Origin of the sequence: Chryseobacterium salviniae (genome assembly GCF_035819015.1) — a bacterium.
Taxonomy (GTDB): domain Bacteria; phylum Bacteroidota; class Bacteroidia; order Flavobacteriales; family Weeksellaceae; genus Chryseobacterium; species Chryseobacterium salviniae.
In genome coordinates, this window is sequence record NZ_JAYLAA010000043.1 from 1 (window position 1) to 23,389 (window position 23,389).

The window sequence follows — 23,389 nt, forward strand, 5'->3', positions numbered from 1 at the left end:
CCCCCCCCCCCCCCCGAAACCAGAAAAGAGCTCAGACATGCCGCTCGATCAGGGCTATGATTGAAGGTTACCTAAATAAAACAACCCTAAACACTTCTGGTTTTCCTCAATAGTAAGCGATTCTTTTAAATGATCTACCAGTTTCGGGGAACTCCAGTAACAGCCGATTCCCTTTGCGGTACAGGTAAGGTACATATTCTGAACGGCCATTGAAACAGCGGCAATTTCTTCCCATTCCGGAACCATTCCGCTGAAATTGACAACAATTGAGACCACGGCACCTGCTTTATTGATTTTAAAACCGATATCATTATATTTCTTCTCTAAAAAAAGTTGTTCAGGCTGGGTAGCTTTGTAGATGGCCTGCATTTCTGTAGCCAGCTTCGATTTCTCTTCGCTTTTGAATATCTTAAACCTCCAGGGCTTTGTTCTTTTATGATTGGGAGCCAATGTTGCCGAATGTAAAATTTCCTCAATAATTTCCTGTGAAATTTCCGTATCGGTGTAGTCTTTAGGAAATATACTTCTTCTCTGCTCTATGATTTCTTTTAAAACTTCTGCTTTATTCATGGAGCAAAATTACGAAAAAGACGCAGAAGTGAGACGTTAATAGTAAGAAGTGAGATGTTTATCAAAAAAACTTTTCACTTTTCACTTTTCACTTTTCACTTTTCACTTCTTACTTTTCACTTTTACAAAACTTCAATAATCTTCTGGTGGATTTTATTCAACGTAAATTCATCACCTGATTTCATGCCCATCATTTTTTTTGCCATCGGGCTTTCGGAGGAAATGGCGTAAAACCGGTCACCTTCAAAAAAGAATTCTCCCAGCGATACTGAAATGTAAAACCGGGCTTTATTAGTAATAACCAAAGACCCAAGCTGAACTCTTTCTGTGGAATTATTCAGCACTTTAGCCATATTTCTTCTTAAATCATTTAAAGCTCCCAACTGACGCTGCATCTGGTAAATTTCCTCCTGCATCTCTTCGCGCATGCTGTCATACTTCGGAGTTTTCTTAATATCACGGGTTGCTTCTTGAGTGAATTCAATAAAGTTCTTCAGCTTTTCAATCTTTTCAGCAATCACGGTTTTTACATAATCTCTTATGTTATTTTTCTCAAATACTATCTTCTCCATACATCGAATCTTTATATAAAGATAATATTTTTTAAATAATTTTTATTTTTGAATTTACCAAAATCTTACAATAGTATAAATGCCATGTATAATTACGAAGTTGCAGATAGTTTTATCGAGCGTTCAATAATAATTAGTAAATCAAAAACTCGAGAGGAAGCATATGAAATTATTAAAAAAGAATTAGACTTACTTGAAAACAAATATTTAAATGAATGTTTGGCAGCCTTCAATTACATTCAGTATGAAAAATGCCTCGATTGGATCGAAGAAAACATATCAAAAACAAAAAACATTACTTTAAGCTGGGGACATTTAGCCGCGATTTCCAAATTTAATTGGAGAATAGCCGAAAAATGGATTGATTCCGGTCGACCTTTAAGCCTTGTTGCTTTAGACGCTATCAATTTCTGCACTACAAAAGGAGAAAAGTTAAATATGTCTGTAATAATGAGAGAAATAGATCCGAAAATTATTGATCATCCAAAATATGAAATAATTGCAGAGAAAGTTCAAGAATATAAAATAAAAGATCCTTCACCAAGAGTAAAAAGGATTGTTGATAAAATTATGGAAAATTTATTTAATTAAAGCCTTGCAAATAATTTCACAAGGCTTCCGTTTTTATTTTTCAACTAAATTTTTAAGATTGTTAAGGCCTTCTTCATACGATTTTCCCATCTGGTAATCCATCATCGGCCTCATTATTTTCATCATGGCGTCCTGCTCCGTATCCATGGTCCAGGTTACTTTTGTATTATTTCCTTCAGGAGAAAGCGTAATTTCAGACGTTGCCTGACCGTCAAACGGTCTTTTAAAAATCATTTCTGTTTTCTGTTTTTGGTTCGGCACCGATTCTTTAAGTTCCTGACAACCTGCTCCGGCATCATTATTTTTGCTGTCCCAGCAGTATTTATCACCAATTTCACCGGGAGTTCCGGAATACGTAATTTTCATGTTCGGATCCAGCTTCATCCAGGGGTTCCATTGGTTAAATGCCTGCATGGAACTTACCTGCTGCCAGACTTTTTCTTTCGGAGCATTAATAACCATCGATTTTTCGTAATGATAATTGCTGCCAAATGCGATCATGGCAATTACTGCATATACAACAATAAGTAAAATAATGACACCTAGAATTTTCAGAATTGTTTTCATAGTTCTGTAATATTTAAAATTAATTTTTTTCCGTGTTTTTATTGCTGTCAAAAATAATCAATACTTCATTATCACCACTTCGCATATGACAAGATTGTTTGGTGTCGTCAATTTTGTCATACCTTTTTTCGAAGGCACCATTTTTGAGTATTTTCGATGTCGGTTCAGCAGAATCATTAAATTTACAAAAATTAAAAATCAGAATATGAATATTTTAACAGAAAAATTTAACACACCATATCATTCAGCGCCGTTTAATCAAATTAAAAATGAAGATTATCTCCCTGCATTTAAGGAACTCATTAAAAAATCGGAAGAGGAAATCAATGCCATCATCAGTAATCGTGAAGATCCTACTTTTGAAAACGTCATTGAAGCGCTTGCCTATTCCGGGGAGCAGCTGGATGTGGTTTCCAATATATTTTTCAATCTGAACTCGGCAGAAACCAGCGATGAGCTGCAGCAGATCGCCCAGGAAGTGTCACCAATTTTAACCGAATATTCTGCGAAAATTTCACAAAACGAAGCTCTTTTCAACAAGGTCAAAAAAGTGTATGATGAAAAGGAAAAATACAATCTTAATGAAGAACAGCAGATGCTCTTAAATGAAACTTACAAAGGTTTCGTAAGAAGCGGCGCGTTGCTGAATGAAGAAGACAAGGAAAAATTAAAGAAAATCAGCATGGATCTGTCTTTAAAATCCCTTCAGTTCGGACAAAATGTATTGGCTTCAACCAATAATTATTTCAAACATATCATTAATAAAGAAGATCTTGCCGGAATTCCGGAGGCTATCCTGGAACAATACGCCGAAGAAGCCAAAGAAAGAAACTTTGAGGGCTGGGTTATTACGCTTCAGTATCCAAGCTATATTCCTTTCATGACATACGCCGAAAACCGGGAGCTGAGAAAGGAAATTGCATTGGCCAACGGTAAAAAATCTTTCGATGGCAGTGAGTTTGACAATCAGAATTTAATTAAAGAATTACTTAATTTAAAACAGCAGAAAGCAGAATTATTAGGCTATAAAAATTATGCAGATTATGTTCTGGAAGAGCGAATGGCAAAATCTCCCACAAAAGTTATCGATTTCCTGAACGAACTTTTAACCAAAGCAAAACCGTATGCCGACAAAGAAATTGAAGAATTGAAATCGTTGGCAAAAGCAGACGGAATTGAAGAAATACAGGCTTATGACCATGCTTATTACGCCGAAAAGCTCCGTAAGGCAAAATTCGATCTGAATGATGAGGAACTAAAGCCTTATTTCCCTTTAAACCAGGTTCAGGATGCCGTTTTTGGATTGGCTGAAAAACTTTTCCACCTAACTTTCGAGGAAAGAAATGATATTCCGAAATATCATGAAGATGTGAAAGTGTATGAAGTTTCAGAGATTCTTCAACAATCTCAGAATGACAATGTGCCAGAAGCCAATGACCAGAAGCCAAAAGCATTTAAAGCCCTGCTTTATGTAGACTATTTCCCGAGAAAAGGCAAAAGAGCCGGAGCATGGATGACGAGCTATAAAAACCAGTATCAGAAAAACGGTGAGAATTCCCGTCCGCATATTTCCATCGTCTGCAATTTCAGCAAACCGACCAAAGATACACCGAGTTTACTGACATTCCAGGAAGTGACGACTTTGTTCCACGAGTTTGGCCACGCCCTCCACGGAATGCTTGCCGATACGCAATATCCTACCCTTTCTGGAACTTCCGTAAAATGGGACTTCGTGGAATTACCTTCGCAATTTCTGGAAAACTTCTGCTACGAACCTGAATTTTTAAAGACTTTCGCCAGACATTATCAGACAGGAGAAGTTTTGCCGGATGAAAAAATTGAAAAAATCGAACAGTCGAAAAACTTTATGGAAGGCTATCAGACGTTGAGGCAAATCGGTTTCGGATTGCTGGATATGAATTACCATACGAAGGTTGCGGAGCTGGAAAATAAGAGCGTAAAAGAATTTGAAGATGAATACACAAAAGCGATCCAGCTATACCCTGTCAATCCCGAAACAGCGATGAGTCCGAGCTTTTCCCATATTTTCCAGGGAGGATATTCTGCGGGATATTATTCTTACAAATGGGCCGAAGTTCTGGATGCCGATGCTTTCCAGCATTTTAAAGAAAACGGGATTTTCAACCCTGAAGTTGCTGCAAAATATAAAATCCTTCTTTCTTCCGGCGGAACAAAAGACCCGATGGAACTGTACAAAAGTTTCAGGGGAAGCGAGCCGAAAGTGGAGAGTTTGCTTAAAAGAGCTTTCGGATAATCAATTTGTTTAAAAGATTACTATTTTAACCATTAAGTACAATATGCTTAATGGTTTTTTATTTGAATTAAAACAGGTTTTTACAAAGAAATCCACCGGGCATAAATTGTTGATATTTTTTTCACTACCTTTAGTACTGAAAACACCAATAAACAAGGGATTACATAGCATTATGAAAGACAAACTTTATTTCATTAAGACCAATCCTGTCAGCGCCAAGATTAATCTTTACAATAAGCTTTGCTGTGAAGAAACAAGCATACTTCCGTTTATGGAAGACGATAAAGCTACGAGTCTTGAAATTATCAAAAGAAAAGCGACAGATAACGTAGAAAGCCTTTCAAAAGAGGAATTCACCTGTATTTTCAACTGGTTTAACGACCGGTACGGTTCCGATTATGAAGAGCTGAAAGCCCAGCTTTTCATCCACGGGATTGATATCTTTTATGAAATTTCAAATCCGCTTGGCATTGAAAATTTTTCTAAAATTCTTTCAGATTATGAAGGCTATTTAGACACTCGGTTTTCCTTCCTTATGCATTCCGAAAGTTTTAATCATTTCCTGATCTACGGAATCTTTTTTACAGGCATGGCAAACGGTGAAGAAAAATATCTTTTTGATTTTTTAAAGCAGGATCACAAAGTTTTATATGCTCTGGCAGAAAAAGGTTACGATGAAAAAAGATTCGGCCTCGAATTGCAGCCGGAAATGTATCAGCACTTTTCAGATCTTTATGACAGCACCAAATTTTATAAAGGTTCTTTGATTATGCTTTAATAAGCTAATTTTTTGAGCTTTAATCACATTCGGAAAAGCATTTAATAAATAGAATGAGACTTTAAACAAGTCTCATTTACCTTTTATTTAATGATTTGCCCTTTATAATATTTTTCGAGGAAAAAGCCTAAATCTGCCCTGTAGCCGATTCCGGAAGCTTCAAATTTCCAGTTTCCGTTGCGTTTGTACAATCTGCCGAATTCAATTCCCGTTTCTATGGAAAAATCTTCATCAAGCTCATATTTGGCAATTTCCAGATTAGTAAGGTTATCAATAATCCTGATGTATGAATTTCTGACCTGCCCGAAATTCTGTTTTCTTCGCTCATAATCTTCTATGGTTACCACAAAAAGAATTTCCTGTACACGTTCATCTACTTTTTCGAGATCAATAACAATGGATTCGTCATCATCGCCATCGCTGTTTTTACCACTCGGGTCGTCTCCTGTGTGCGTGAGTGCGCCATCCGGAGAATGTAAATTATTGTAAAAAACAAAATATTCTTCACTTACCAGCTTTCGTTCCGCATCAATCATAATTGCAGAAGCATCAAGGTCAAAGTCATATCCCATTCCTTCATTCGGATCCCATCCGAGACCGATGGTCATTTTTGTGAATCCTAAGTCAATTCTTTGCCCTTTTTGTAGATTAATTGCCATAACAGTATGTTGTATTTATTGTATTTTGTATCTAATGTATGGCTGTTTTAGGAATTTTCCAAAATATTTTATGACAAAAAAACAACTATATTGCAGGTTATAAGAATAAAACCTTATCTTAATTCAGATATAGAAAGATCCAATTCTGCGACCGGATAATATATTTTACTTAAAACTAATTATTCTGCAAATTCTTTTTCGGCAACAATTTTATTTCTTTCTTTCGCAAGCATCGGAATGGAAATAAGCCCCATTACGAGCATAATGAAAATCTGTAGCGGCAATGAAATGAATGAATAGGTTAAACCAACTTCGCCTCCAACTTCACCGCTTTTTCCAATGGATATAAATAAGGCCATAAAACCATATTTCATCGCAAGGTTAAACGCTCCGATTCCACCGCTTGCAGGGATGATCATCCCGAAAGTACCTACGACGAGAATAAGGAAGCCGTCATCAAAAGTAAAATCTGAAGTTTCGGGTAATGCAAAACAAACCAGATAGGCTGCAAAGTAATAGGAAACCCAAATTCCTATCGTATAAAGAATGAATTTACCTTTTTGTTTTAACTTGAATATGGAAGTCAAGCCATCAAGTATTCCGTCGATAAATTTGATGATTTTATCTAAAACCGGAACATTGGCCAGTCTTTTTTTTAAAATGAAAAATAAAATTGCACCCAACAACAAAATTCCTATAATCAGGACAATTTTATTAGGGTTAAAATCGGCTCCCGAACTTTTATAAACCGACGAAATTACATCTCCTTTAAAGATCAGCGTTAATCCTAAAAAACAAAGCATGCAAACCAAATCCACCACTCTTTCCAGGATAATCGTTCCGAAAGACTGGTCTACAGGAACTTTTTCTACGCCATACAAAGCAGTTGCCCTGGCTACTTCACCACTTCTGGGGATGGTAAGATTCATTAAATATCCGAAAGAAATCGACCAGAGTGAATTGGAGTTGGAGATACGGTGTCCCATTGGTTCCAGCATGAGGTTCCAGCGAATTGCCCTGAACCAGTATGCCGCAATTCCGAAGCACGCTGCAAAGGCTACCCACCAGTAATTGGCTTTCGATAAAGATTTTTGAATGACTTTAAAGTCTAAGCCTTTTAAGGCAAACCATAAAAAAAAGCCTGCAAAAGCAAGCGAGATTACTATTGTAAGAATTGATTTTAAAGGGTTCTTCGTTTTTTTCTCCATAGATTACGTCAAAAGATTTGTTTTTTCGTCCGGGAAAACTATTTTTGGCTGAAAATCTCTGGCTTCTTCAGGTGTCATCTGAGCATAAGCAATGATGATAATGATATCGTCTCTCTGCACTTTTCTGGCAGCCGGGCCGTTAAGACAAACTTCCCCTGATTTTCTTTTACCTTTAATCACATAGGTATCAAAACGCTCACCATTGTTTACATTTACGATATATACTCTTTCTCCGACAACAAGACCTGCCGCTTCAATAAGGTCTTCATCTATGGTAATACTGCCGATATAATTAAGGTCAGAAGCCGTAACTCTCACCCTGTGAATCTTAGACTTAAAAACTTCTATTAACATAGTGCAAATTTATTAATAAAAATCCATAAAACGACTTTTTAGGTTGATTTTAAAACTAGCAGAGACACAGCGCCTTAATTTCCTTAAAATGTAATCTTTAGTGTTTTTAATTACAGAATCAATAAATATATCAGAAAAGTATTACTAGTTTATTCAAAATTTAGGATTTAATAAATACAAGAAATAATACTTGCATTTTCATAAAGTCAATATACATAAGCCTTTGGCATGATTTTAGTAACGTGTATCGTACATTTTACGTAAAATATTAAATTATCATATTTTAATCAAATTATGTTAAAAATGAAAAATTTATTTATTTTTTTATAAAAAAATTGCGCATATAGAAAATAGTATTATATTTGCTATTATAACGAACTAACTTTAATATTAAAAAAATTATGAACAAGTCTGAATTAATCGACGCAATCGCAAAAGATGCAGGTATTACTAAAGTTGCAGCTAAAGCTGCTTTAGAATCATTCATCAACAATGTAATGACTACTTTAAAGAAAAAAGACGGAAAAGTTTCTTTAGTAGGATTCGGTACTTTCTCAGTTGCTGAGAGAGCTGCAAGACAAGGTATCAACCCTGCTACTAAAAAGCCAATCAAAATTGCTGCTAAAAAAGTTGCTAAATTCAAGGCGGGAGCTGACCTTTCCAACGCAGTTTCAGGAGCTAAGAAAAAATAATCATTCAGATTAATCAAAAGTCAACCTCATCAAATGATGAGGTTTTTTATATTGTAGACGTGGCTTCAAGAGCCTCAGTCACTACTTACAAATTATTGGTACTGAAGATTAAAAAAGTAATCAAAATTATTCAGGAAGACTAAGGCGCTAAACGCGAAATTTTCCAGTCCAAACCATCAATTAGTTCGTAAATAATTCTGTCGTGAAGCCGGTTTGGTCTTCCCTGCCAGAATTCTATCTCATACGGTTTTGCGATGTAACCTCCCCAGTTTTCAGGCCGTGGAACTTCGCTGTTCTCATATTGTTTTTCCAGGTCTTTTAGCTTCTGCTCCAGAAACTCCCTGTTCGGGATCACCTGACTTTGTGGCGAAACTGCTGCTCCAAGCTGACTGCCTTTCGGGCGTGAATGAAAATAGCCGTCACTCAGGTTTTCAGCGATGCGTTGCAGGTTGGCTTTAATGATAATCTGCCTTTCCAGCGCAGGCCAGAAAAAGTGAAGACACGCTGTACGTGTTTTTTCTATGGCTTTTCCTTTCCTGCTTTCATAGTTGGTATAGAAAATAAAACCTTCATAGGTGTACGCTTTAAGCAAAACCATTCTTGTACGCGGACAGCCGTCTTCTTCCATGGTAGAAACCGCCATGGCATTGGCTTCCGAGATGGCCGGATTGTCGGAAGCTTCCGTAAACCAATCCCTAAACTGCTCAATGGGATTTTGTTTTATCTCACTTTCAATAAGTTGGGATCTCTCGTACACTTTTCTTTTATCGTGCAGGTTTTCCATAAATATTTTTTATTAAATTTGAGTATGAATTACTCCTACAAAGGTAAAATATTAATTTCCACACCTGATATTTCCGGTGATATTTTTTCCCGATCGGTAGTATTGGTTATTGAACATAATGAACAGGGCGCATTTGGGCTGATCCTGAACAAGAAAAACAGCCAGATGAGCGATAAGTTTAGAGATATGTTCGAATTTAAGATTGAAGTTTATGACGGTGGTCCTGTAGAAAACGACAAGGTTTTCTTTATCGTTAAAGGAGTTAAGGTAACAGAAAATTTTGTAGAAATTACCCAAGACTTTTATTTAACAGAAGATATTGAAAATATCATCAGCGCTGTTTTGAATGCTGAATTGAGTATTAATGACGTTAAAATATTTTCAGGATATTCGGGATGGACCTCGCTGCAGCTTGATGAGGAAATACAGCGTAAAATGTGGACTGTTGTGGATGTTTATAACCTTGATTACACTTTACCAAATGACCAGACACTCTGGAAATCCATCATGCAGAACCTTGGCGGAGAATATTTGCTTTGGGCTAATTCGCCTGAAGATATCTCACTCAATTAGAGGAATTTATCAAGATTCAATCTATTAAATTTTAACAAATTTTTAGGATATCTTTAACCTATTTTAATCAAATATTTTCCGTTATTTGTTCTACTAAAAACTTAACGATATGGAAGCAATCAAATTATTTGCTATATCAGTTTTTCCCACAGCATTTGTTTCTCAAAAATCTATGATATTTCCAATCAATATCAATAAGCATATTTTCTGGTAATTCAGAACAAAAACCCGGTAAAGGACTTTTTGGAACTTTTGTTGTTTACCGGGTTTGTCAATTTTTAAAAACTTTTTCTCCAGGCCTCAGTTAATTCATTAAACCGATTTTTGACGAAAGTTTTATTTCGTATTTTCCCAACGGAAAAAAGTCCTTTTTCATCCGAAATCAATAAAATTTCTTCTGCTTTCTGCGATTCGAAAGCGATAATTTCATGCTCCTGAATATCCGCAAGTTTATTTTTATGCAGGAAGGTAACAAAGTTTTCCATTAAGGGCGAGATATATGCCCCTTCAGCCTGTTTCGGAATTTTAATAACATCACCTTCCAGAAATAGGAGGTTTCCGGTTCCGGCTCTTGCAATTCTTTTCGATGGATTTAAGAAGATTACATCGTCCAGATCATTTTCCTGCGCATAAATTTCGCCATAAATATTTTCAGGACTGTGAACACGGATATTGCTTAACAGATTATTATTCACATTAATTTCCTTAATAAGATCAAGCTCAAGGGATCTTTCGTGAACAGACAGCACGTCTTCCATTTCTGTGATTTCGTAATAATACGATACGGAAGATTTGGATAAGGTAATTCCATCCGTATCCCTGAACACCTGAAAATTGATGATCCCGTTTTTCATTCCTTTTTCTTCAATAACTACTTTATTGAAGATGGACTGGAAAAATTCAAGGGTATAGGAAAGCGGAATATTCATTCTCATTTTTCTCATGGAGGCCATCAGAAAGAAGTAGCACTCTTCGTCCATGATTAATTTTGCATCTCTTACAAAGAACGAAACCTTCACCGCATCTCCCGATAGAAATGCTCTGTTCTTCACATTTAATTCAGCTGATGTAAAATATTGATTTTCCAATTTTTATTTTGATTTATTATAAAAAAATAATGAACGATAAATCGTTCATCAGTTTTATCTGCAACAGTGCTTACGTTTACGCGGCACCCAATTTTATTCTAAGGTTTTCGATAAGGTTTTCCCAGTACATTGCATTTTCTTCTTCGTCTCCTTCTTCGCAGAAGTCTGTAATATTCAGAGCCAGATCTTCAGTAATATCGTCGATTGTAATGGTCATTTCAAAGAAATGCTTTGTTCCTTCATCCTCTTCCCATCTGAAACGCACGAAACCTTCGGGCTTATATCGTATTAAAGTCGCCTTTTCGGCAGGACCGCCTCCCCAGCTAAAATAGAAGTCATCCCCTTTCTCTGTCACATCATCCGCAAACCATTCAGACAACCCCTCCGCAGTTGCCAGATATTCGTATAAAATCTCTGATAAACAATGCATTGGAAATTCGTAATGGACTTTATGTTTCGCCATATAATCTTTGTTTTAATCGTCTCGCAATATATAAATTAATTTTTTTATTACACAAAAATGTATTTACTTTTTTACATAATCTTCATGATATTTATCAGAAATTTTAAATAAATCCACCATCTTATTTCCTAATGAAAAACACTGCCCGCCAAGACTTTTTAAAAGCCTTTTTATGGATGTAATTCTGAAAAAATTTTTCATCGAATCCAATTAAAAAAGCATCGAAAAAATTCGATGCTTTGGTTTTGTATTTATTTTAATTTTCATTCAAAACTTCCAGGATAATATTACATCCTTCTATAATTTCTTCTTTTGAAATAGTGAGCGGTGGCGATATTCTGAGATATTCGTTTCTGTACAGCTGCCAGAAAACAATAAGGCCTTTTTCCATACATTTTTTAGCTACTTCTAAAGTATAATCGGGAGTACCCAGATTTACCGCAAGCATTAAGCCTTTTCCATTGATATTTTTAATTTTCGGATGAATGAGAAGTTGCCTGTATAATTTTTCTTTTTCATTAATTTCATTCATCAGTCCGCTTTCCAGAACTTCTTTCAGGGTTGCATAGCTTGATGCTGCAATAAGCGGATTTCCCCCGAAAGTCGTGATATGGCCGAGCTTTGGAGAATGCGCCAATGTTTCCATTATTTTTCCTGAGCTCATAAAAGCGCCAACCGGCACGCCGCCACCCATCCCTTTTCCCATCACAAGAATGTCCGGCACAATTCCGAAATGCTCAAATGAGAATAACTTTCCGGTCCTTCCGAATCCGGGCTGTATTTCATCGAGAATTAGCAATGCGCCTACTTCTTCGCATCTTTTTTTTAGTTTGATTAGATAATCAGGGTTCGGAACTAAAAATCCGGCTGCCCCCTGAATTGTTTCCATAATAACACAGGCTGTTTTTTCTGTTATTTTATCTATATCATTTTCATTATTGAACTCAATAAAGGTCACCATGGGTAACAGGGGACGGAATTCTCTTTTATGTATTTCGTTTCCGGAAACACTCAGTGCTCCGTGGGTATTGCCGTGGTATGAATTTTTAAAGGAAACGATTTCTTCTCTCCCGGTATATCTTTTAGCCAGCTTAAGGCTGCCATCTATGGCTTCCGCACCGCTGTTTACGAGATAAGTAATTTCCAGCGGATCCGGAGTTGATTCTGCGAGCAGTTTACATAAAGCTATCGGCTTTTCCTGTGCATATTCACCATAAACCATTACATGAAGGTATTTTTCAGCCTGTTCTTTTATTGCATGTACTATTTTAGGATGAGAGTGCCCCAACGTATTTGCAGAAACGCCGGCTACAAAATCGAGGTACTTTTTGCCATCGGTTCCGTAGATATAACTTCCTTCTGCTTTTTCCACCTCAAATCCTGCTGCAAATTTTGTGGTTTGTGCCTGATATATAAAAAAATCTTTTTGCATTTCCATTGTATTGAAAAATTTCAGCAAAGCTAAAGAACATCCATTAAATATCGAAATTAAAGCGTAACAAAAAAAACGCTTACAGCTAAAAAGCTGTAAGCGAAACCACCAAATCACAAAATATTAATATAGATTAACAATATTTATGAGGTAAATATATGCAAAAAAATAATCAAAATACATATTTTTCAAAAAAAAAGTATTTTTTTTCCTAAATACAAATTCAATTCAACACTTAATGAAATGATTAGATCATTAAAACTCAATTAATATAAGGATTTCGCATTCACCAAAAAATGAAAAAACAGAGTTAAAAAAATTGAATTTTTAATAGAAAAAAGTCTTTCAGGAACCATATTTAAAGGTTTTTATAAAAAATAACTCACCATTTTTCTTTAAAAACGGTGAGTTTATATGCCAACTGTTGCTTTTTTTTGAATTTATCTCTTGATTCTTTTCGGTTTTTTAGCTTCTTCTTTAGCCTTTTCATCTTCTATAACTTTTTGTGCAGAATCGTAAAGAGCAGTATCTGTTTCGTATTTTATTTCAGGATAGTTCGGAGTATCCACAAGGATGTCCTGCCATTTTAAAATCCGGTCTTTGGTATTCCAGTTGAAATCCGGGAATTTCCGTTTTGCAGGTTCAATCATGCTCATGGGATAGGTATCGGAATTGGCGCCGATATTACATTCGACAAGGTATAATGCTTTTTCTTCAAAAATAGCATCAATAATTCCGCATGTGCTGAGCGATATCCCAATTCTTTCCTTCTGCTTGGTTTGCGCATTTACATCATCTGAATAAGTAATTGCCTGCGCATTTCCGATAACTTTCGCTTCTTTGATATTGTTATCGTCCCCATAGTAAACGGTCATCAGCTTTCCTTTTACCTGGTTAAACTCGTCTTTCATATTCAGTGAGTCTACTTTGCTGATGGCAAATGCGTTTCCAATTACTTTTAAAGAATCGATATTTTCTTTTTCAGTATTAAAGTACGCTTCCACTTTATCACCGGTTACCTGTTTTCCGTTGCTCCATAAAATAGGTTCTGTGTACATGTGCAAAACACCGTCTGTTTCATTGAAAGCAATAGAATCGGCTCTTCCCTGTGCGTTGGATTTGTAAAACCGTCCTTTTCTGAATGCCCGGAGAAAGCTTTTTTTAGCATTAATATTAGAAGAATCGGGTTTCTGAAAGGATATAATTTTTTCAGCTGCAAAATACATGGAATCTTTTTCCAGAGCTTTCACGGCGTAAGGATTTTTGGTCATCATGGCAGAATCTTTCTTTTCGAAAATCTCTCCATATCCGCCTTTTATCCATCTTTTTTCATTCGGGTCATCAATTGTTACATTGCCTGTGGCTTTGCCGAATCCTGTGAGCTGATTATAATACATTTCGTCTCCGGTGAGAATTTTATCATTATAATATACTCTGGAATTCCTGTACAGAAAAGCCTCCTTTGTATTGGTATTGTAATTTCCTTTATCGGTAACAATACGGTTTTTAGGATTTTTTTTATTGATGATCGTAGTAGGCCCGTTGATATCTACAATATTGGTATTCTGATTCTGAACTACATTGTCGCCTTCCAGAACATATTGTGCATCTTCAATTTTCACTCTCCCGGAAAGATCGATGGTTCTTGTGGCTAAGAAATAAGTTGCAGTTTTGGAATAGGTAGTACTTTTACCGTCATTGATTGTGCCCCCTGTATTATAATATGCCTGATTCGAAACCCGGTCATAATACATAGTTTCCGTTTTAATCACCGTTCCTTTCGGGTCTGTAAGTATTACATTTTTTCTTGCAATTCCGCGTTGGGTATTACCATCGTACTCCATCTCATCTGCGGTAATTACAGAACCATCTGCATTCTGGAGTTTTACATTACCGACAGCTTTTACAAAATTCTGTCCTTCATATACAATTACAAGGTCTGCATTCAGTAATGATCCCTGATGCTCAAACTGAACATTACCCGTGAAGTAATTATTGCCATCGTATTTGGCAGGATCTTTACGCAATTCGTCGGAATGGATATGTTTTACTTTTTCGGGAGGGGGCGTATTTTTCTGCGGAACCGTCTTAGGGGTAAAATAAGGATCCTTCTGCAAAGGTTTTTGAGTATTGTCCTGTGCAAAAATAAACGAAGAAATACAAATGAAAAGGCTTGCAAAGAGCCTTAATGATCGGTTAGTCATTCTTTGTACCATAAAAATACAGCGAATGAGAATCAATCTTCACCCCGAATGCTTCTTCAATAGCTTCTTTAATTCCCTGGATTCTCGGATCGCAAAATTCTATAATTTCCTCAATTTCCTTATCGGAATCTTTTTTATAAATCACAAGATGATCGTGCTGCTTGTCGAAATACGATTTTTCGTAAGAAGAGGAAGTTAATGTTTTCTCTCCAAACTGATGCTTACGGATAAGCCCTGCATCCAGAAAAATCTCAATGGTATTATAAATGGTTGCTTTGGAAACATGATATTTTTTCTGCAGCATCAAAAGGTACAGATCATCAACATTAAAGTGATGATCCATACTGTATATTTCTTCTAATATTGTATATCGTTCAGGAGTATTTCGGAAACCTTTTTCAAGCAAATAGTTTCTTAAAACATCTTTAATCAGTGCAATATTTTTTTCTTTTTGTATTGTATCCATCAAAAAAATTATATACAAATTTATTGATTTTTATTTAAATACATATTGTACCGGAGTGTTAAAGAATTTAACTATTGTGACGGATGAAACCGCATTGCTCTATCCTTGACTTACTTACACAGTCTTCCGTCATTGGCGCAGATTCCACCTCAACGTTATGCGAAGTGATTCCCCACGCTTTGAAATCGTCGCTTCCGATATATTTAACGAAATTATAAATATTAAGGATAATCTTTTCTTTTACAGTAAGTAAGATATCATTAATATAGGTATTATCTATGATCACATATTTAAGATCCGGCGGAATATTATGAGCCCTTAATGAAGGATGGCTGCTTCTTGATGGAATCGTTCCGTCTGCCATCATATCCCTCAATACCATATCAAAATAATCGTTGATTCTTCTGTCTATCTTGAACCCAAGCATAAAATTGATCTTATAAATGGTTCCCGGAAGAACCTCATCAACAGTGTACTTGAATGTGTACGGGTCTTCCTGGTTGGTGATGCTCAAAATAAAATAATGATCTGCCCTTTTCGGCTGCTTTTTAATTATGGAATAAATAATTTTTGATTCAATTTCATCATTCTTTTTAGCCCTGCTGAGATAAGCAAGATTCGTAGCATATTTCGGTATTGTTTCATCAAGCTTCATGTCTTTGATGATCGGAATATAGGTTTCCAGCTTAATAAATTTGATAAACTTAGTCTTGATGGATCTTCCGTTGTACCAGGCATACATACAAATTCCTATTGAGCCTGCCAGTACTACGGTAATCCAGCCTCCTTCCATAAACTTAATCACATTGGCACTGAAGAAGCCTAATTCTATCGCCATATAAACCAGTGCAAAAACCAGGATCAATAGTTTGTTGACTCTTTTTTTCAACAGCCAGAAGACCAACAGCACGGTTGTCATCAACATCGTTACGGTGATGGATAAACCATAGGCTGCTTCCATTTTCCCGGATTCTTTAAAGTGCAGTACAACGATAATGCAGAACAGCAAAAGCCCCCAGTTGATTCTGGGAATGTACATCTGCCCCTTTACCCCGGAAGGATAATCAATTTTCTGGTTTGGCCATAAGTTAAGAGACATGGCTTCAGAGAAAATAGTAAATGAACCTGTAATTAAAGCCTGGCTTGCAATAATTGCTGCTGCTGTTGCCAGAATAACCCCCGGAATTACCATCCACTCTTCCATAATTCCAAAGAATGGATTTACTACTGAGAAACCTGGTTTGTTATTGTTTGTTAAAAGCCAGGCTCCCTGACCAAGATAGTTTAAGATCAGCATGATTTTTACAAAACCCCAGCTTACCCTGATATTTTTCGCCCCACAGTGCCCTAAGTCGGAATACAGTGCTTCAGCTCCTGTTGTACAAAGAAAAACGGCCCCTAAAATAATAATAGCACTCGGAGAATTGACAATCAATTTATAGGCGTAATACGGATTGAATGATCTCAGGATTTCCATATTTTCGCTTAGATGAGACAAGCCCAGTCCGCCTAACACCAGAAACCAGATCACCATCACGGGCCCGAAAAATTTGCCGATAAAGCTTGTTCCAAACTGCTGAACAAAGAAAATTATGATAAGGATACCAATAGTTATAGGAACTACCGGGGTGTGCGGATTATAAATCTCAAGACCTTCAATAGCCGACATCACAGTAAGAGAAGGCGTAATAACTCCATCGGCGATAAGGGCGGCCGCCCCTACAATCGCAATAAGATAAAGCCAGCCTTTTTTAAGGTTTTTTACTAATGAAAATAAGGCAAGAATTCCGCCTTCGCCTTTATTATCTGCCCGAAGTGCAATGATAACGTATTTGATGGTGGTTTGAAGGGTAAGCGTCCAAATAATACATGAAAGTGCTCCTTCAATATATTCGTTAAAAGGCAAGGTATTTCCTTCTTCTCTTGCATTGACAATCGCTTTCATTACGTAAAGCGGTGAAGTACCAATATCTCCAAAAACGATTCCCAGAGAAACCAAAACTCCAATGAAAGAAAGCTTTTTAATGTCAAAGTGATGACCGCTTTCTACAACTTCTGCCATATCAGCTTAATTTATTTAAAAGCGCAAATTTAAATCAAATTTACAACCTAATGAGTTTTTTTTCATGAATATAATAAATGAAAAAACTTCCTTTCGGAAGTTTTTCTCTATAATTATGTTAATTATTTTACGTACATCGCTTTTTTGATTTCTTCTTTTACTTTTTCAAGTTTCGGGAACCATTCTGCAAATAAAGCCGAAGAGTAGGGAGCCGGAGCATCAGGAGTGGTAATTCTCTTGATAGGCGCATCCAGATAATCAAATGCCTTCTGCTGCACCATATACGTAATTTCTGAAGCTACGGAACCAAACGGCCATGCTTCTTCCAATACAACCAGTCTGTTTGTTTTCTTAACGGAAGATAAAACGGTATCATAATCCAAAGGACGAACTGTTCTAAGATCAATTACTTCTACGGAGATTCCTTCTTTAGCCAAATCTTCAGCTGCCTGAATGGCAAGCTTCATGATTTTCCCGAAGGATACCAACGTTACATCACTTCCTTCTTTTTTAATATCAGCCTTTCCGATCGGCAGATAATATTCTTCTTCAGGAATTTCCATTTTGTCACCATACATTTGCTCAGATTCCATGAAAATTACAGGATCATTATCCTGAATTGCTGTTTTCAACAATCCTTTTGCATCATATGGGTTTGACGGAACCACTACTTTTAGCCCCGGAATATTGGCAAACCAGTTTTCGAAAGCCTGGGAGTGCGTTGCACCGAGCTGGCCTGCAGAAGCAGTAGGACCACGGAAAACGATAGGGCAATTCCATTGCCCACCACTCATCTGACGGATTTTTGCCGCATTATTGATAATCTGATCAATACCAACCAATGAGAAATTGAATGTCATATACTCTACAATTGGTCTGTTACCATTCATCGCAGCTCCCACAGCAATCCCTGTAAAACCAAGTTCTGCAATAGGTGTATCGATTACTCTCTTTGGACCAAATTCATCAAGCATTCCTTTTGAAGCTTTATATGCACCGTTGTATTCTGCTACTTCCTCCCCCATTAAAAAGATGGATTCGTCTTTACGCATTTCCTCGCTCATTGCCTGTGCAATTACCTCACGAAAAGTATATTCTGCCATATTTATTTGAAAAATTTAGAGTACAAAAATAGTGTTTTTTTATTATTACATAACAAAAACGGCATTTCATTTCTGAAATGCCGTATTATTTTTTATTTACTGCTAAATTAATTAACCTTATGCCATGTCTGTGTTCTTCCGAGAAGAGAAAAGCCAAGATAACCTCTTACATTCAGCTTATCGCCTTCTCTTTTAATGGTACACTTATATGTTTTACCTGTTTTTGGATCGGTAATGGTTCCTCCTGTAAATTCATCACCTTCTTTTTTAAGGCCTCTGATAATTTCCATTCCCAGAATAGGCTTGTTTTTTCTGTCGTCTTTACATTCTACACAGTTGGGGTTTGCGGGCTTTATTAAAAGCTGGGAAACCTTCCCGTAATACTGGTCACCTTTTTTATAGATTTCCACAATAGATTTCGCCTGTTTTGTTTCATCATCTATTGTCTTCCATTTTCCTTCAATCTGAGCGAACGACAAAATGCTAACAAAAGAAAGTGCGAAGGTTAATAACAATTTTCTCATATTTTTATAGTTTTAATTTTAAATACATTATTTTATTGTCTATATATTGCTAAAAATAGAAATTAATTTCGATATAACAAAAATTTTTGTTATCCTGGACATACATTATTATAGATTCATTTTAAATCAAATAGTTAAAGGCTATTTTATCTATTAATATAATTTTCTGTTAATCACCCTGTCCATATAATCCTGATACCATGCTTTGGCAATAAAGATTCCTTTTTGAACTTCAGGCTTATTTTTTAACCGATCCAAGAGGTTTTTTTCAAGCCCGAGATCTGATTTATCAAAAACACCAACTACTTCCTGACCATCAAACCGATAAATATAATTTCCGATAATAAACTGTTCCACAGAACCATCTGAATTGGCAATAACCGGAGCTTCCTGTTTTTCGCTCACCAGACTTCTTCCCCAGCTTCTGATTTTTTTGTTGTATCCTATAAGATCGGCTAATGTGGGATAAATATCAATCTGCTGGGCAAATTCAGGGTTTACGCCTTTCAGCTTATATTCAGGATTCGGAGAATAGAAAATTAAAGGAACGGCAAAACGGTTCATGATTTTTTCGTATTCAGGATAATACACTTCATTGGTATGATCTCCCGTGAACACAAAAATGGTATTCTTAAACCAGGGTTGTCTTTTAGCCGTTTCAAAATACTTTTTAATGGCATAATCCGTATATTGAATCGGTTCATGCATTTGGTTTTTCCCTTTTTTGAATTTCCCGTTATATTTTTCAGGAATTTTAAACGGATGATGTGAAGAAGCTGTGAAAACCGTTGCCATGAACGGTTGTTTCTTTCCTGTATTTTTAGCAAAATATTGTAAAAACGGCTCATCCCAGACCGCCCACATTCCGTCAAAATCATGATCATTGTTATATTCTTTTTTACCGAAGTAGTGTTTGAAACCCAGAATATTTCCAAAGCCTAAAAAACCCATGGAACCGTTCGGAGCTCCGTGATAGAAGGATGTATCGTAGCCTATTTCATTACAGACCGAAACAATGGACTGTATTTTCTGGTTTGAGTATGGCGAACTGGTAAAAGCATCTGTAAGACTCGGAATTCCTGCCAGTACGGAGCTCATGCCGTGGATGGATTGCCGTCCGTTGGCGAAAGTATTCGGGAAAATAAGACTCTGATCTGCAAGACTATCGATAAACGGAGTATAGGAAACATAATCTTTGATTTTTTTATCCCTGTTAAAAGCTCCTGAATATTCCCTACCGAAAGATTCTACAATAAAAATAACAATGTTGGGTTTTTCGGTAACTTTTCTTTCATACAATTTGTAAGGTTGAATATTTTCTGCTATAAATTTTTCATCCACAAAATGGACTTCTTTAAAATTATTGGTATTCAACGTTCTGAAAAATGAGAATGTACTGTTCAGCACCATATTTCCCTGGGCAGGCAGTTTGGCAAAACGATTGGCATCCACAAGATTAATTGGTCTTGTACTGTGTTTGAAATCGCCGCGTATTCCGCCAACGGCAAGGACTGCGGTTATGCAAAGCACAACGACAGACCAGATAAAATACGGAACCAGCTTTACGGGTTTACGCTCTGTTATTTTCACTTTTTTATAAAGGAAAATCCACAACGCCATTAAAAATACAAATCCAATAATTACAAAAGGATTCTGAACGATTGAGGATATGAAAACTTTCAAAATATTATTCTCATGCTGTGCCACCTGCAGCGCAGCAGAGGTAAGCCTCATCTGTGAAAACCTGAAATACACCATATCTCCGAAATTCATGGCGTAAGCAATTCCGTTGGTGATGAAGTACAGCCAAAAAAGAAACTTCTGGTAAGCTTTTTTTGTATTGATGATAACGGGAATAATGCTCAAAAGGATAAAAAGAGCATTTACATATAAAATCGCCGTGGTATCAAATGCAATCCCGTGAAAGGACAGACTGAAATAATCTGATACAGAATCAATTTTTATTAAATCCCGGTTAAAATACCAGAATAAAAACCGCGCAATCTGATAGAAAAAATAGGCTAAAAAGATCCTGTACAAAAGCACCAGAACATCCTGTTTTCTAAATTCCTTAAAAAAAATCATGGCGCAAATTTACCAAAATAATGCAACAGTGAAAAAATGTAGCAATATATCAATAACAGTGCAGGAATGTAGCAATAGAACAGTCTGCCAGCATATAGCAGAATTGTAATAATTTAATAATTATTGTTTAAATTGTTATACTGTTGCCCTGCTACATTGTTTAACTGATTTATTGTTTTAATTTTGCATTTATGAATTTCATTAAAAACAATCTGGCCAATGCCATTACGCTGGGAAACCTGTTTTCGGGATGCGTAGGTGCGGTACATCTTGTAACCGGAGATTATCAGACAACGGCGGTATGTATTATTCTTTCATTGATTCTTGATTTTTTCGATGGCTTTGTAGCAAGAGCACTGAAGTCGAATTCCAACCTCGGAGTACAGCTGGATTCCCTCGCAGATATGGTAAGCTTCGGATTGATTCCGGGCTTAACGATGTTTAAAATACTGGAACCCTTCGGAACTGAAATCTCAGGGTTGCATTTGCCATTTGAAATCTCTTATTTAGGTTTTCTGATCACGCTTTTTTCCTGCCTGAGACTGGCTATTTTCAATCTTGATGAGGAGCAGAAATATTATTTTAAAGGGTTAAATACTCCCAGCAATACGGTTTTAATTTTCGGGCTGTATTACGCTTTCAGGCATGAAGAAATATTTGTTAATTTACTAAATAACAGTATCTTAATGATTATTTTAACCCTACTTTCATCATGGCTTCTGATTTCACCGATTAAAATGATTGCGATGAAATTCAAATCCATAAAGCTGCAGGATAATTATCCGAAAATAGCTTTGCTGATTGGTGCTGTACTTCTTTTACTTATTTTTAAATTGGTCGGAATTCCTTTAGTCATCATTTATTATATCTTAATTTCCCTTATCTTTCAAAAACAATTGAAATAGTATTGATACTATAGCGATTCCATTTCAAATTAACACATTCTCAAAATTTTCAAATTATAACAAATGAACTTAAAATTACATAAACCGCTCTGCATTTTTGATTTAGAAACAACAGGAACCAACATCGGAAAAGACCGGATTGTTGAAATCTGTATTTTAAAGGTCAATCCTGATGCTTCAAGAGAAAGCAAAACATGGAGGGTAAATCCTGAAATGCCTATTCCCAAAGAATGCAGCGAGATTCACGGAATTTACGATGAAGATATAAAGGATGCTCCTACATTCAGGGAAATAGCTCCTAAAGTAATGGAAATGATTACAGGAGCGGATTTGGGAGGCTTTAACTCCAACAGGTTCGATGTTCCTTTGTTAGCTGAAGAGCTGCTTCGTGCAGATTTTGATTTTGATTTAAATAAATTCAAGCTTGTTGATGCACAGACCATCTTCTTTAAAAAAGAACCCAGGAACTTGGCCGCTGCTTATCAGTTTTATTGTGGAAAAACACTGGAAAACGCTCACTCTGCCGAAGCCGATGTGATGGCTACTTTTGAAGTATTGGATGCACAGGTTGGAAAATACGATGATGTACCAAACGAAATTGGAGATCTGAGTAATTTTTCGTCACAAAATAAGTATGCAGATCTAGCAGGAATGATACATTTCAACGAAAAAGGAGAGGAAATTTTTGCTTTCGGAAAATACAAAGGACAAACGGTGAAATCTGTTTTCCAGAAAGACCTTGGATATTACGGGTGGCTTCAGAATGCTGAGTTCCCATTGTACACAAAAAAAGTATTTACAAAAATTCAGTTATCAAGCAGATTTTAAAATGAGCGAACTGGTACAATTTAAATTCTACGAAACGGCCCTTCAAGCGAACCGGGACAAGCAGATTCTGGCGGAAAGTGGCATCAACAGCTTTATTGCGAACGAGCAGCTGATCCAGTCGGACTGGCTTTTGTCGCAGGCGGTTGGCGGAATTCAGCTGCAGGTTTTTGAAGAAGATCTTGAGAGGGCAAAGCAAGCATTGGAAAATTATAAGGAAAATGAGCAGTTTTCCCTGGAAGTGGAACATACGATTTCAGATCCTGAATTTGATTTTGTTTGTCCGAAATGCGGTTCTAACCATATTTACCGGGACGATAGTACCACAAGCTTCTTTGGAATTTCGATTTTAACGAGCCATAAGTTTGTGTGTTATTTTTGTGGAAATAGTTTACGCATTAGGATATCATAAAGAAATGTAATACAGCTTTAATATTTTAACGCAAAGCTGCAAAGATTTTTTGAAATTTGTTATGGATATCTTTGTTCGCAAAAGCACTTCGGCAGGCTCAGCATAAACTATAACACTCAGCAATTGAGCGGTGGGCTTTGGTTTATGTTACTGTAAAAGATTATATCAAACCAACGCATTACCATTCCCCTCCTTTG

At 36.3% G+C, this 23,389-nt stretch carries 24 protein-coding genes; 8 read left to right on the forward strand and 16 right to left on the reverse strand.

Annotated features, from left to right (window positions below):
* Positions 1-54: 54 nt before the first annotated feature.
* Complete coding sequence (locus tag SOP96_RS12955; RefSeq protein WP_326321360.1) at positions 55-570, reverse strand: nitroreductase family protein; 516 nt, start codon at positions 568-570, stop codon at positions 55-57.
* Between the two features lie 122 nt (positions 571-692).
* Entirely contained in the window at positions 693-1,142 is a 450-nt protein-coding gene (locus tag SOP96_RS12960; RefSeq protein WP_326321361.1) for a GreA/GreB family elongation factor, read from the reverse strand.
* 48 nt (positions 1,143-1,190) lie between these two features.
* Here SOP96_RS12960 and SOP96_RS12965 point away from each other — a divergent pair, with 48 nt between their 5' ends.
* Complete coding sequence (locus SOP96_RS12965) at positions 1,191-1,733, forward strand: hypothetical protein (protein WP_326321362.1); 543 nt, start codon at positions 1,191-1,193, stop codon at positions 1,731-1,733.
* Between the two features lie 33 nt (positions 1,734-1,766).
* Here SOP96_RS12965 and SOP96_RS12970 read toward each other — a convergent pair whose 3' ends face one another.
* On the reverse strand, positions 1,767-2,300 hold the full coding sequence (locus tag SOP96_RS12970) for an SRPBCC family protein (RefSeq protein ID WP_326321363.1): 534 nt from the start codon (positions 2,298-2,300) through the stop codon (positions 1,767-1,769).
* 205 nt (positions 2,301-2,505) lie between these two features.
* On the opposite strand from SOP96_RS12970, the gene SOP96_RS12975 reads away from it, so the two are divergent.
* Positions 2,506-4,575: a M3 family metallopeptidase gene (locus SOP96_RS12975; protein ID WP_326321364.1), complete on the forward strand. Its 2,070-nt coding sequence runs from the start codon at positions 2,506-2,508 to the stop codon at positions 4,573-4,575.
* 172 nt (positions 4,576-4,747) lie between these two features.
* The gene (locus SOP96_RS12980) at positions 4,748-5,353 is read left to right on the forward strand and encodes a hypothetical protein (RefSeq protein WP_326321365.1); all 606 of its coding nucleotides are present in this window, start codon (positions 4,748-4,750) and stop codon (positions 5,351-5,353) included.
* Positions 5,354-5,436: 83 nt separating this feature from the next.
* Here the strand turns inward: SOP96_RS12980 and SOP96_RS12985 are convergent, their stop codons facing one another.
* The 3 genes from SOP96_RS12985 to panD all read right to left on the reverse strand — a co-directional run bounded on the left by SOP96_RS12985 (position 5,437) and on the right by panD (position 7,574).
* The gene (locus SOP96_RS12985) at positions 5,437-6,012 is read right to left on the reverse strand and encodes a TerD family protein (protein WP_326321366.1); all 576 of its coding nucleotides are present in this window, start codon (positions 6,010-6,012) and stop codon (positions 5,437-5,439) included.
* Between the two features lie 179 nt (positions 6,013-6,191).
* On the reverse strand, positions 6,192-7,220 hold the full coding sequence (locus tag SOP96_RS12990) for a lysylphosphatidylglycerol synthase transmembrane domain-containing protein (RefSeq protein WP_326321367.1): 1,029 nt from the start codon (positions 7,218-7,220) through the stop codon (positions 6,192-6,194).
* Between the two features lie 3 nt (positions 7,221-7,223).
* The gene (panD, locus tag SOP96_RS12995) at positions 7,224-7,574 is read right to left on the reverse strand and encodes an aspartate 1-decarboxylase (RefSeq protein ID WP_066433540.1); all 351 of its coding nucleotides are present in this window, start codon (positions 7,572-7,574) and stop codon (positions 7,224-7,226) included.
* Between the two features lie 401 nt (positions 7,575-7,975).
* Here panD and SOP96_RS13000 point away from each other — a divergent pair, with 401 nt between their 5' ends.
* On the forward strand, positions 7,976-8,266 hold the full coding sequence (locus SOP96_RS13000) for an HU family DNA-binding protein (protein ID WP_029294646.1): 291 nt from the start codon (positions 7,976-7,978) through the stop codon (positions 8,264-8,266).
* Between the two features lie 139 nt (positions 8,267-8,405).
* On the opposite strand, the gene pdxH is transcribed toward SOP96_RS13000, so the two are convergent.
* Positions 8,406-9,050, reverse strand: a complete 645-nt coding sequence (gene pdxH / locus SOP96_RS13005) for a pyridoxamine 5'-phosphate oxidase (RefSeq protein WP_326321368.1) — start codon at positions 9,048-9,050, stop codon at positions 8,406-8,408.
* A 24-nt stretch (positions 9,051-9,074) separates the two neighbouring features.
* On the opposite strand from pdxH, the gene SOP96_RS13010 reads away from it, so the two are divergent.
* Positions 9,075-9,623, forward strand: coding sequence for a YqgE/AlgH family protein (locus tag SOP96_RS13010; RefSeq protein WP_326321369.1), 549 nt, complete (start codon positions 9,075-9,077; stop codon positions 9,621-9,623).
* Positions 9,624-9,901: 278 nt separating this feature from the next.
* On the opposite strand, the gene SOP96_RS13015 is transcribed toward SOP96_RS13010, so the two are convergent.
* The 9 genes from SOP96_RS13015 to SOP96_RS13055 form a co-directional block, all read right to left on the reverse strand.
* Positions 9,902-10,711, reverse strand: coding sequence for an aminotransferase class IV (locus tag SOP96_RS13015; RefSeq protein ID WP_326321370.1), 810 nt, complete (start codon positions 10,709-10,711; stop codon positions 9,902-9,904).
* A 76-nt stretch (positions 10,712-10,787) separates the two neighbouring features.
* Entirely contained in the window at positions 10,788-11,174 is a 387-nt protein-coding gene (locus SOP96_RS13020; RefSeq protein WP_283423391.1) for an START-like domain-containing protein, read from the reverse strand.
* Between the two features lie 256 nt (positions 11,175-11,430).
* Positions 11,431-12,606, reverse strand: coding sequence for an aspartate aminotransferase family protein (locus SOP96_RS13025; protein ID WP_326321371.1), 1,176 nt, complete (start codon positions 12,604-12,606; stop codon positions 11,431-11,433).
* Between the two features lie 440 nt (positions 12,607-13,046).
* Positions 13,047-14,810: an OstA-like protein gene (locus tag SOP96_RS13030; protein WP_326321372.1), complete on the reverse strand. Its 1,764-nt coding sequence runs from the start codon at positions 14,808-14,810 to the stop codon at positions 13,047-13,049.
* Entirely contained in the window at positions 14,803-15,276 is a 474-nt protein-coding gene (locus SOP96_RS13035; protein WP_029294631.1) for a Fur family transcriptional regulator, read from the reverse strand. Before SOP96_RS13035 ends, SOP96_RS13030 begins: the two co-directional genes overlap by 8 nt.
* Before the next feature lie 67 nt (positions 15,277-15,343).
* Entirely contained in the window at positions 15,344-17,338 is a 1,995-nt protein-coding gene (locus SOP96_RS13040) for a KUP/HAK/KT family potassium transporter (protein ID WP_326321373.1), read from the reverse strand.
* Between the two features lie 122 nt (positions 17,339-17,460).
* Positions 17,461-18,441, reverse strand: coding sequence for a pyruvate dehydrogenase complex E1 component subunit beta (locus SOP96_RS13045; RefSeq protein WP_326321374.1), 981 nt, complete (start codon positions 18,439-18,441; stop codon positions 17,461-17,463).
* Positions 18,442-18,548: 107 nt separating this feature from the next.
* On the reverse strand, positions 18,549-18,965 hold the full coding sequence (locus SOP96_RS13050) for a DUF2147 domain-containing protein (protein WP_326321375.1): 417 nt from the start codon (positions 18,963-18,965) through the stop codon (positions 18,549-18,551).
* Positions 18,966-19,118: 153 nt separating this feature from the next.
* Entirely contained in the window at positions 19,119-21,050 is a 1,932-nt protein-coding gene (locus SOP96_RS13055; protein ID WP_326321376.1) for an LTA synthase family protein, read from the reverse strand.
* Positions 21,051-21,241: 191 nt separating this feature from the next.
* Between SOP96_RS13055 and SOP96_RS13060 the strand changes: the two genes are divergently transcribed.
* The 3 genes from SOP96_RS13060 to SOP96_RS13070 all read left to right on the forward strand — a co-directional run bounded on the left by SOP96_RS13060 (position 21,242) and on the right by SOP96_RS13070 (position 23,192).
* Positions 21,242-21,955, forward strand: a complete 714-nt coding sequence (locus tag SOP96_RS13060) for a CDP-alcohol phosphatidyltransferase family protein (RefSeq protein WP_326321377.1) — start codon at positions 21,242-21,244, stop codon at positions 21,953-21,955.
* Between the two features lie 63 nt (positions 21,956-22,018).
* Positions 22,019-22,783, forward strand: coding sequence for an exonuclease domain-containing protein (locus SOP96_RS13065; protein WP_326321378.1), 765 nt, complete (start codon positions 22,019-22,021; stop codon positions 22,781-22,783).
* Between the two features lies 1 nt (position 22,784).
* Positions 22,785-23,192 (forward strand): putative signal transducing protein, encoded by a 408-nt coding sequence (locus SOP96_RS13070; RefSeq protein ID WP_326321379.1) that lies wholly within the window; start codon positions 22,785-22,787, stop codon positions 23,190-23,192.
* The last annotated feature ends 197 nt before the right edge of the window (positions 23,193-23,389 follow it).

Bases quoted from the DNA above. Each gene is read 5' to 3' on its own strand.
- SOP96_RS12955 (WP_326321360.1), bottom strand. From the start codon at position 570: ATGAATAAAGCAGAAGTTTTAAAAGAAATCATAGAGCAGAGAAGAAGT.
- SOP96_RS12960 (WP_326321361.1), bottom strand. From the start codon at position 1,142: ATGGAGAAGATAGTATTTGAGAAAAATAACATAAGAGATTATGTAAAA.
- SOP96_RS12970 (WP_326321363.1), bottom strand. From the start codon at position 2,300: ATGAAAACAATTCTGAAAATTCTAGGTGTCATTATTTTACTTATTGTT.
- SOP96_RS12975 (WP_326321364.1), top strand. From the start codon at position 2,506: ATGAATATTTTAACAGAAAAATTTAACACACCATATCATTCAGCGCCG.
- SOP96_RS12980 (WP_326321365.1), top strand. From the start codon at position 4,748: ATGAAAGACAAACTTTATTTCATTAAGACCAATCCTGTCAGCGCCAAG.
- SOP96_RS12985 (WP_326321366.1), bottom strand. From the start codon at position 6,012: ATGGCAATTAATCTACAAAAAGGGCAAAGAATTGACTTAGGATTCACA.
- SOP96_RS12990 (WP_326321367.1), bottom strand. From the start codon at position 7,220: ATGGAGAAAAAAACGAAGAACCCTTTAAAATCAATTCTTACAATAGTA.
- panD (WP_066433540.1), bottom strand. From the start codon at position 7,574: ATGTTAATAGAAGTTTTTAAGTCTAAGATTCACAGGGTGAGAGTTACG.
- SOP96_RS13000 (WP_029294646.1), top strand. From the start codon at position 7,976: ATGAACAAGTCTGAATTAATCGACGCAATCGCAAAAGATGCAGGTATT.
- pdxH (WP_326321368.1), bottom strand. From the start codon at position 9,050: ATGGAAAACCTGCACGATAAAAGAAAAGTGTACGAGAGATCCCAACTT.
- SOP96_RS13010 (WP_326321369.1), top strand. From the start codon at position 9,075: ATGAATTACTCCTACAAAGGTAAAATATTAATTTCCACACCTGATATT.
- SOP96_RS13020 (WP_283423391.1), bottom strand. From the start codon at position 11,174: ATGGCGAAACATAAAGTCCATTACGAATTTCCAATGCATTGTTTATCA.
- SOP96_RS13025 (WP_326321371.1), bottom strand. From the start codon at position 12,606: ATGCAAAAAGATTTTTTTATATATCAGGCACAAACCACAAAATTTGCA.
- SOP96_RS13030 (WP_326321372.1), bottom strand. From the start codon at position 14,810: ATGACTAACCGATCATTAAGGCTCTTTGCAAGCCTTTTCATTTGTATT.
- SOP96_RS13035 (WP_029294631.1), bottom strand. From the start codon at position 15,276: ATGGATACAATACAAAAAGAAAAAAATATTGCACTGATTAAAGATGTT.
- SOP96_RS13040 (WP_326321373.1), bottom strand. From the start codon at position 17,338: ATGGCAGAAGTTGTAGAAAGCGGTCATCACTTTGACATTAAAAAGCTT.
- SOP96_RS13045 (WP_326321374.1), bottom strand. From the start codon at position 18,441: ATGGCAGAATATACTTTTCGTGAGGTAATTGCACAGGCAATGAGCGAG.
- SOP96_RS13050 (WP_326321375.1), bottom strand. From the start codon at position 18,965: ATGAGAAAATTGTTATTAACCTTCGCACTTTCTTTTGTTAGCATTTTG.
- SOP96_RS13055 (WP_326321376.1), bottom strand. From the start codon at position 21,050: ATGATTTTTTTTAAGGAATTTAGAAAACAGGATGTTCTGGTGCTTTTG.
- SOP96_RS13060 (WP_326321377.1), top strand. From the start codon at position 21,242: ATGAATTTCATTAAAAACAATCTGGCCAATGCCATTACGCTGGGAAAC.
- SOP96_RS13065 (WP_326321378.1), top strand. From the start codon at position 22,019: ATGAACTTAAAATTACATAAACCGCTCTGCATTTTTGATTTAGAAACA.
- SOP96_RS13070 (WP_326321379.1), top strand. From the start codon at position 22,785: ATGAGCGAACTGGTACAATTTAAATTCTACGAAACGGCCCTTCAAGCG.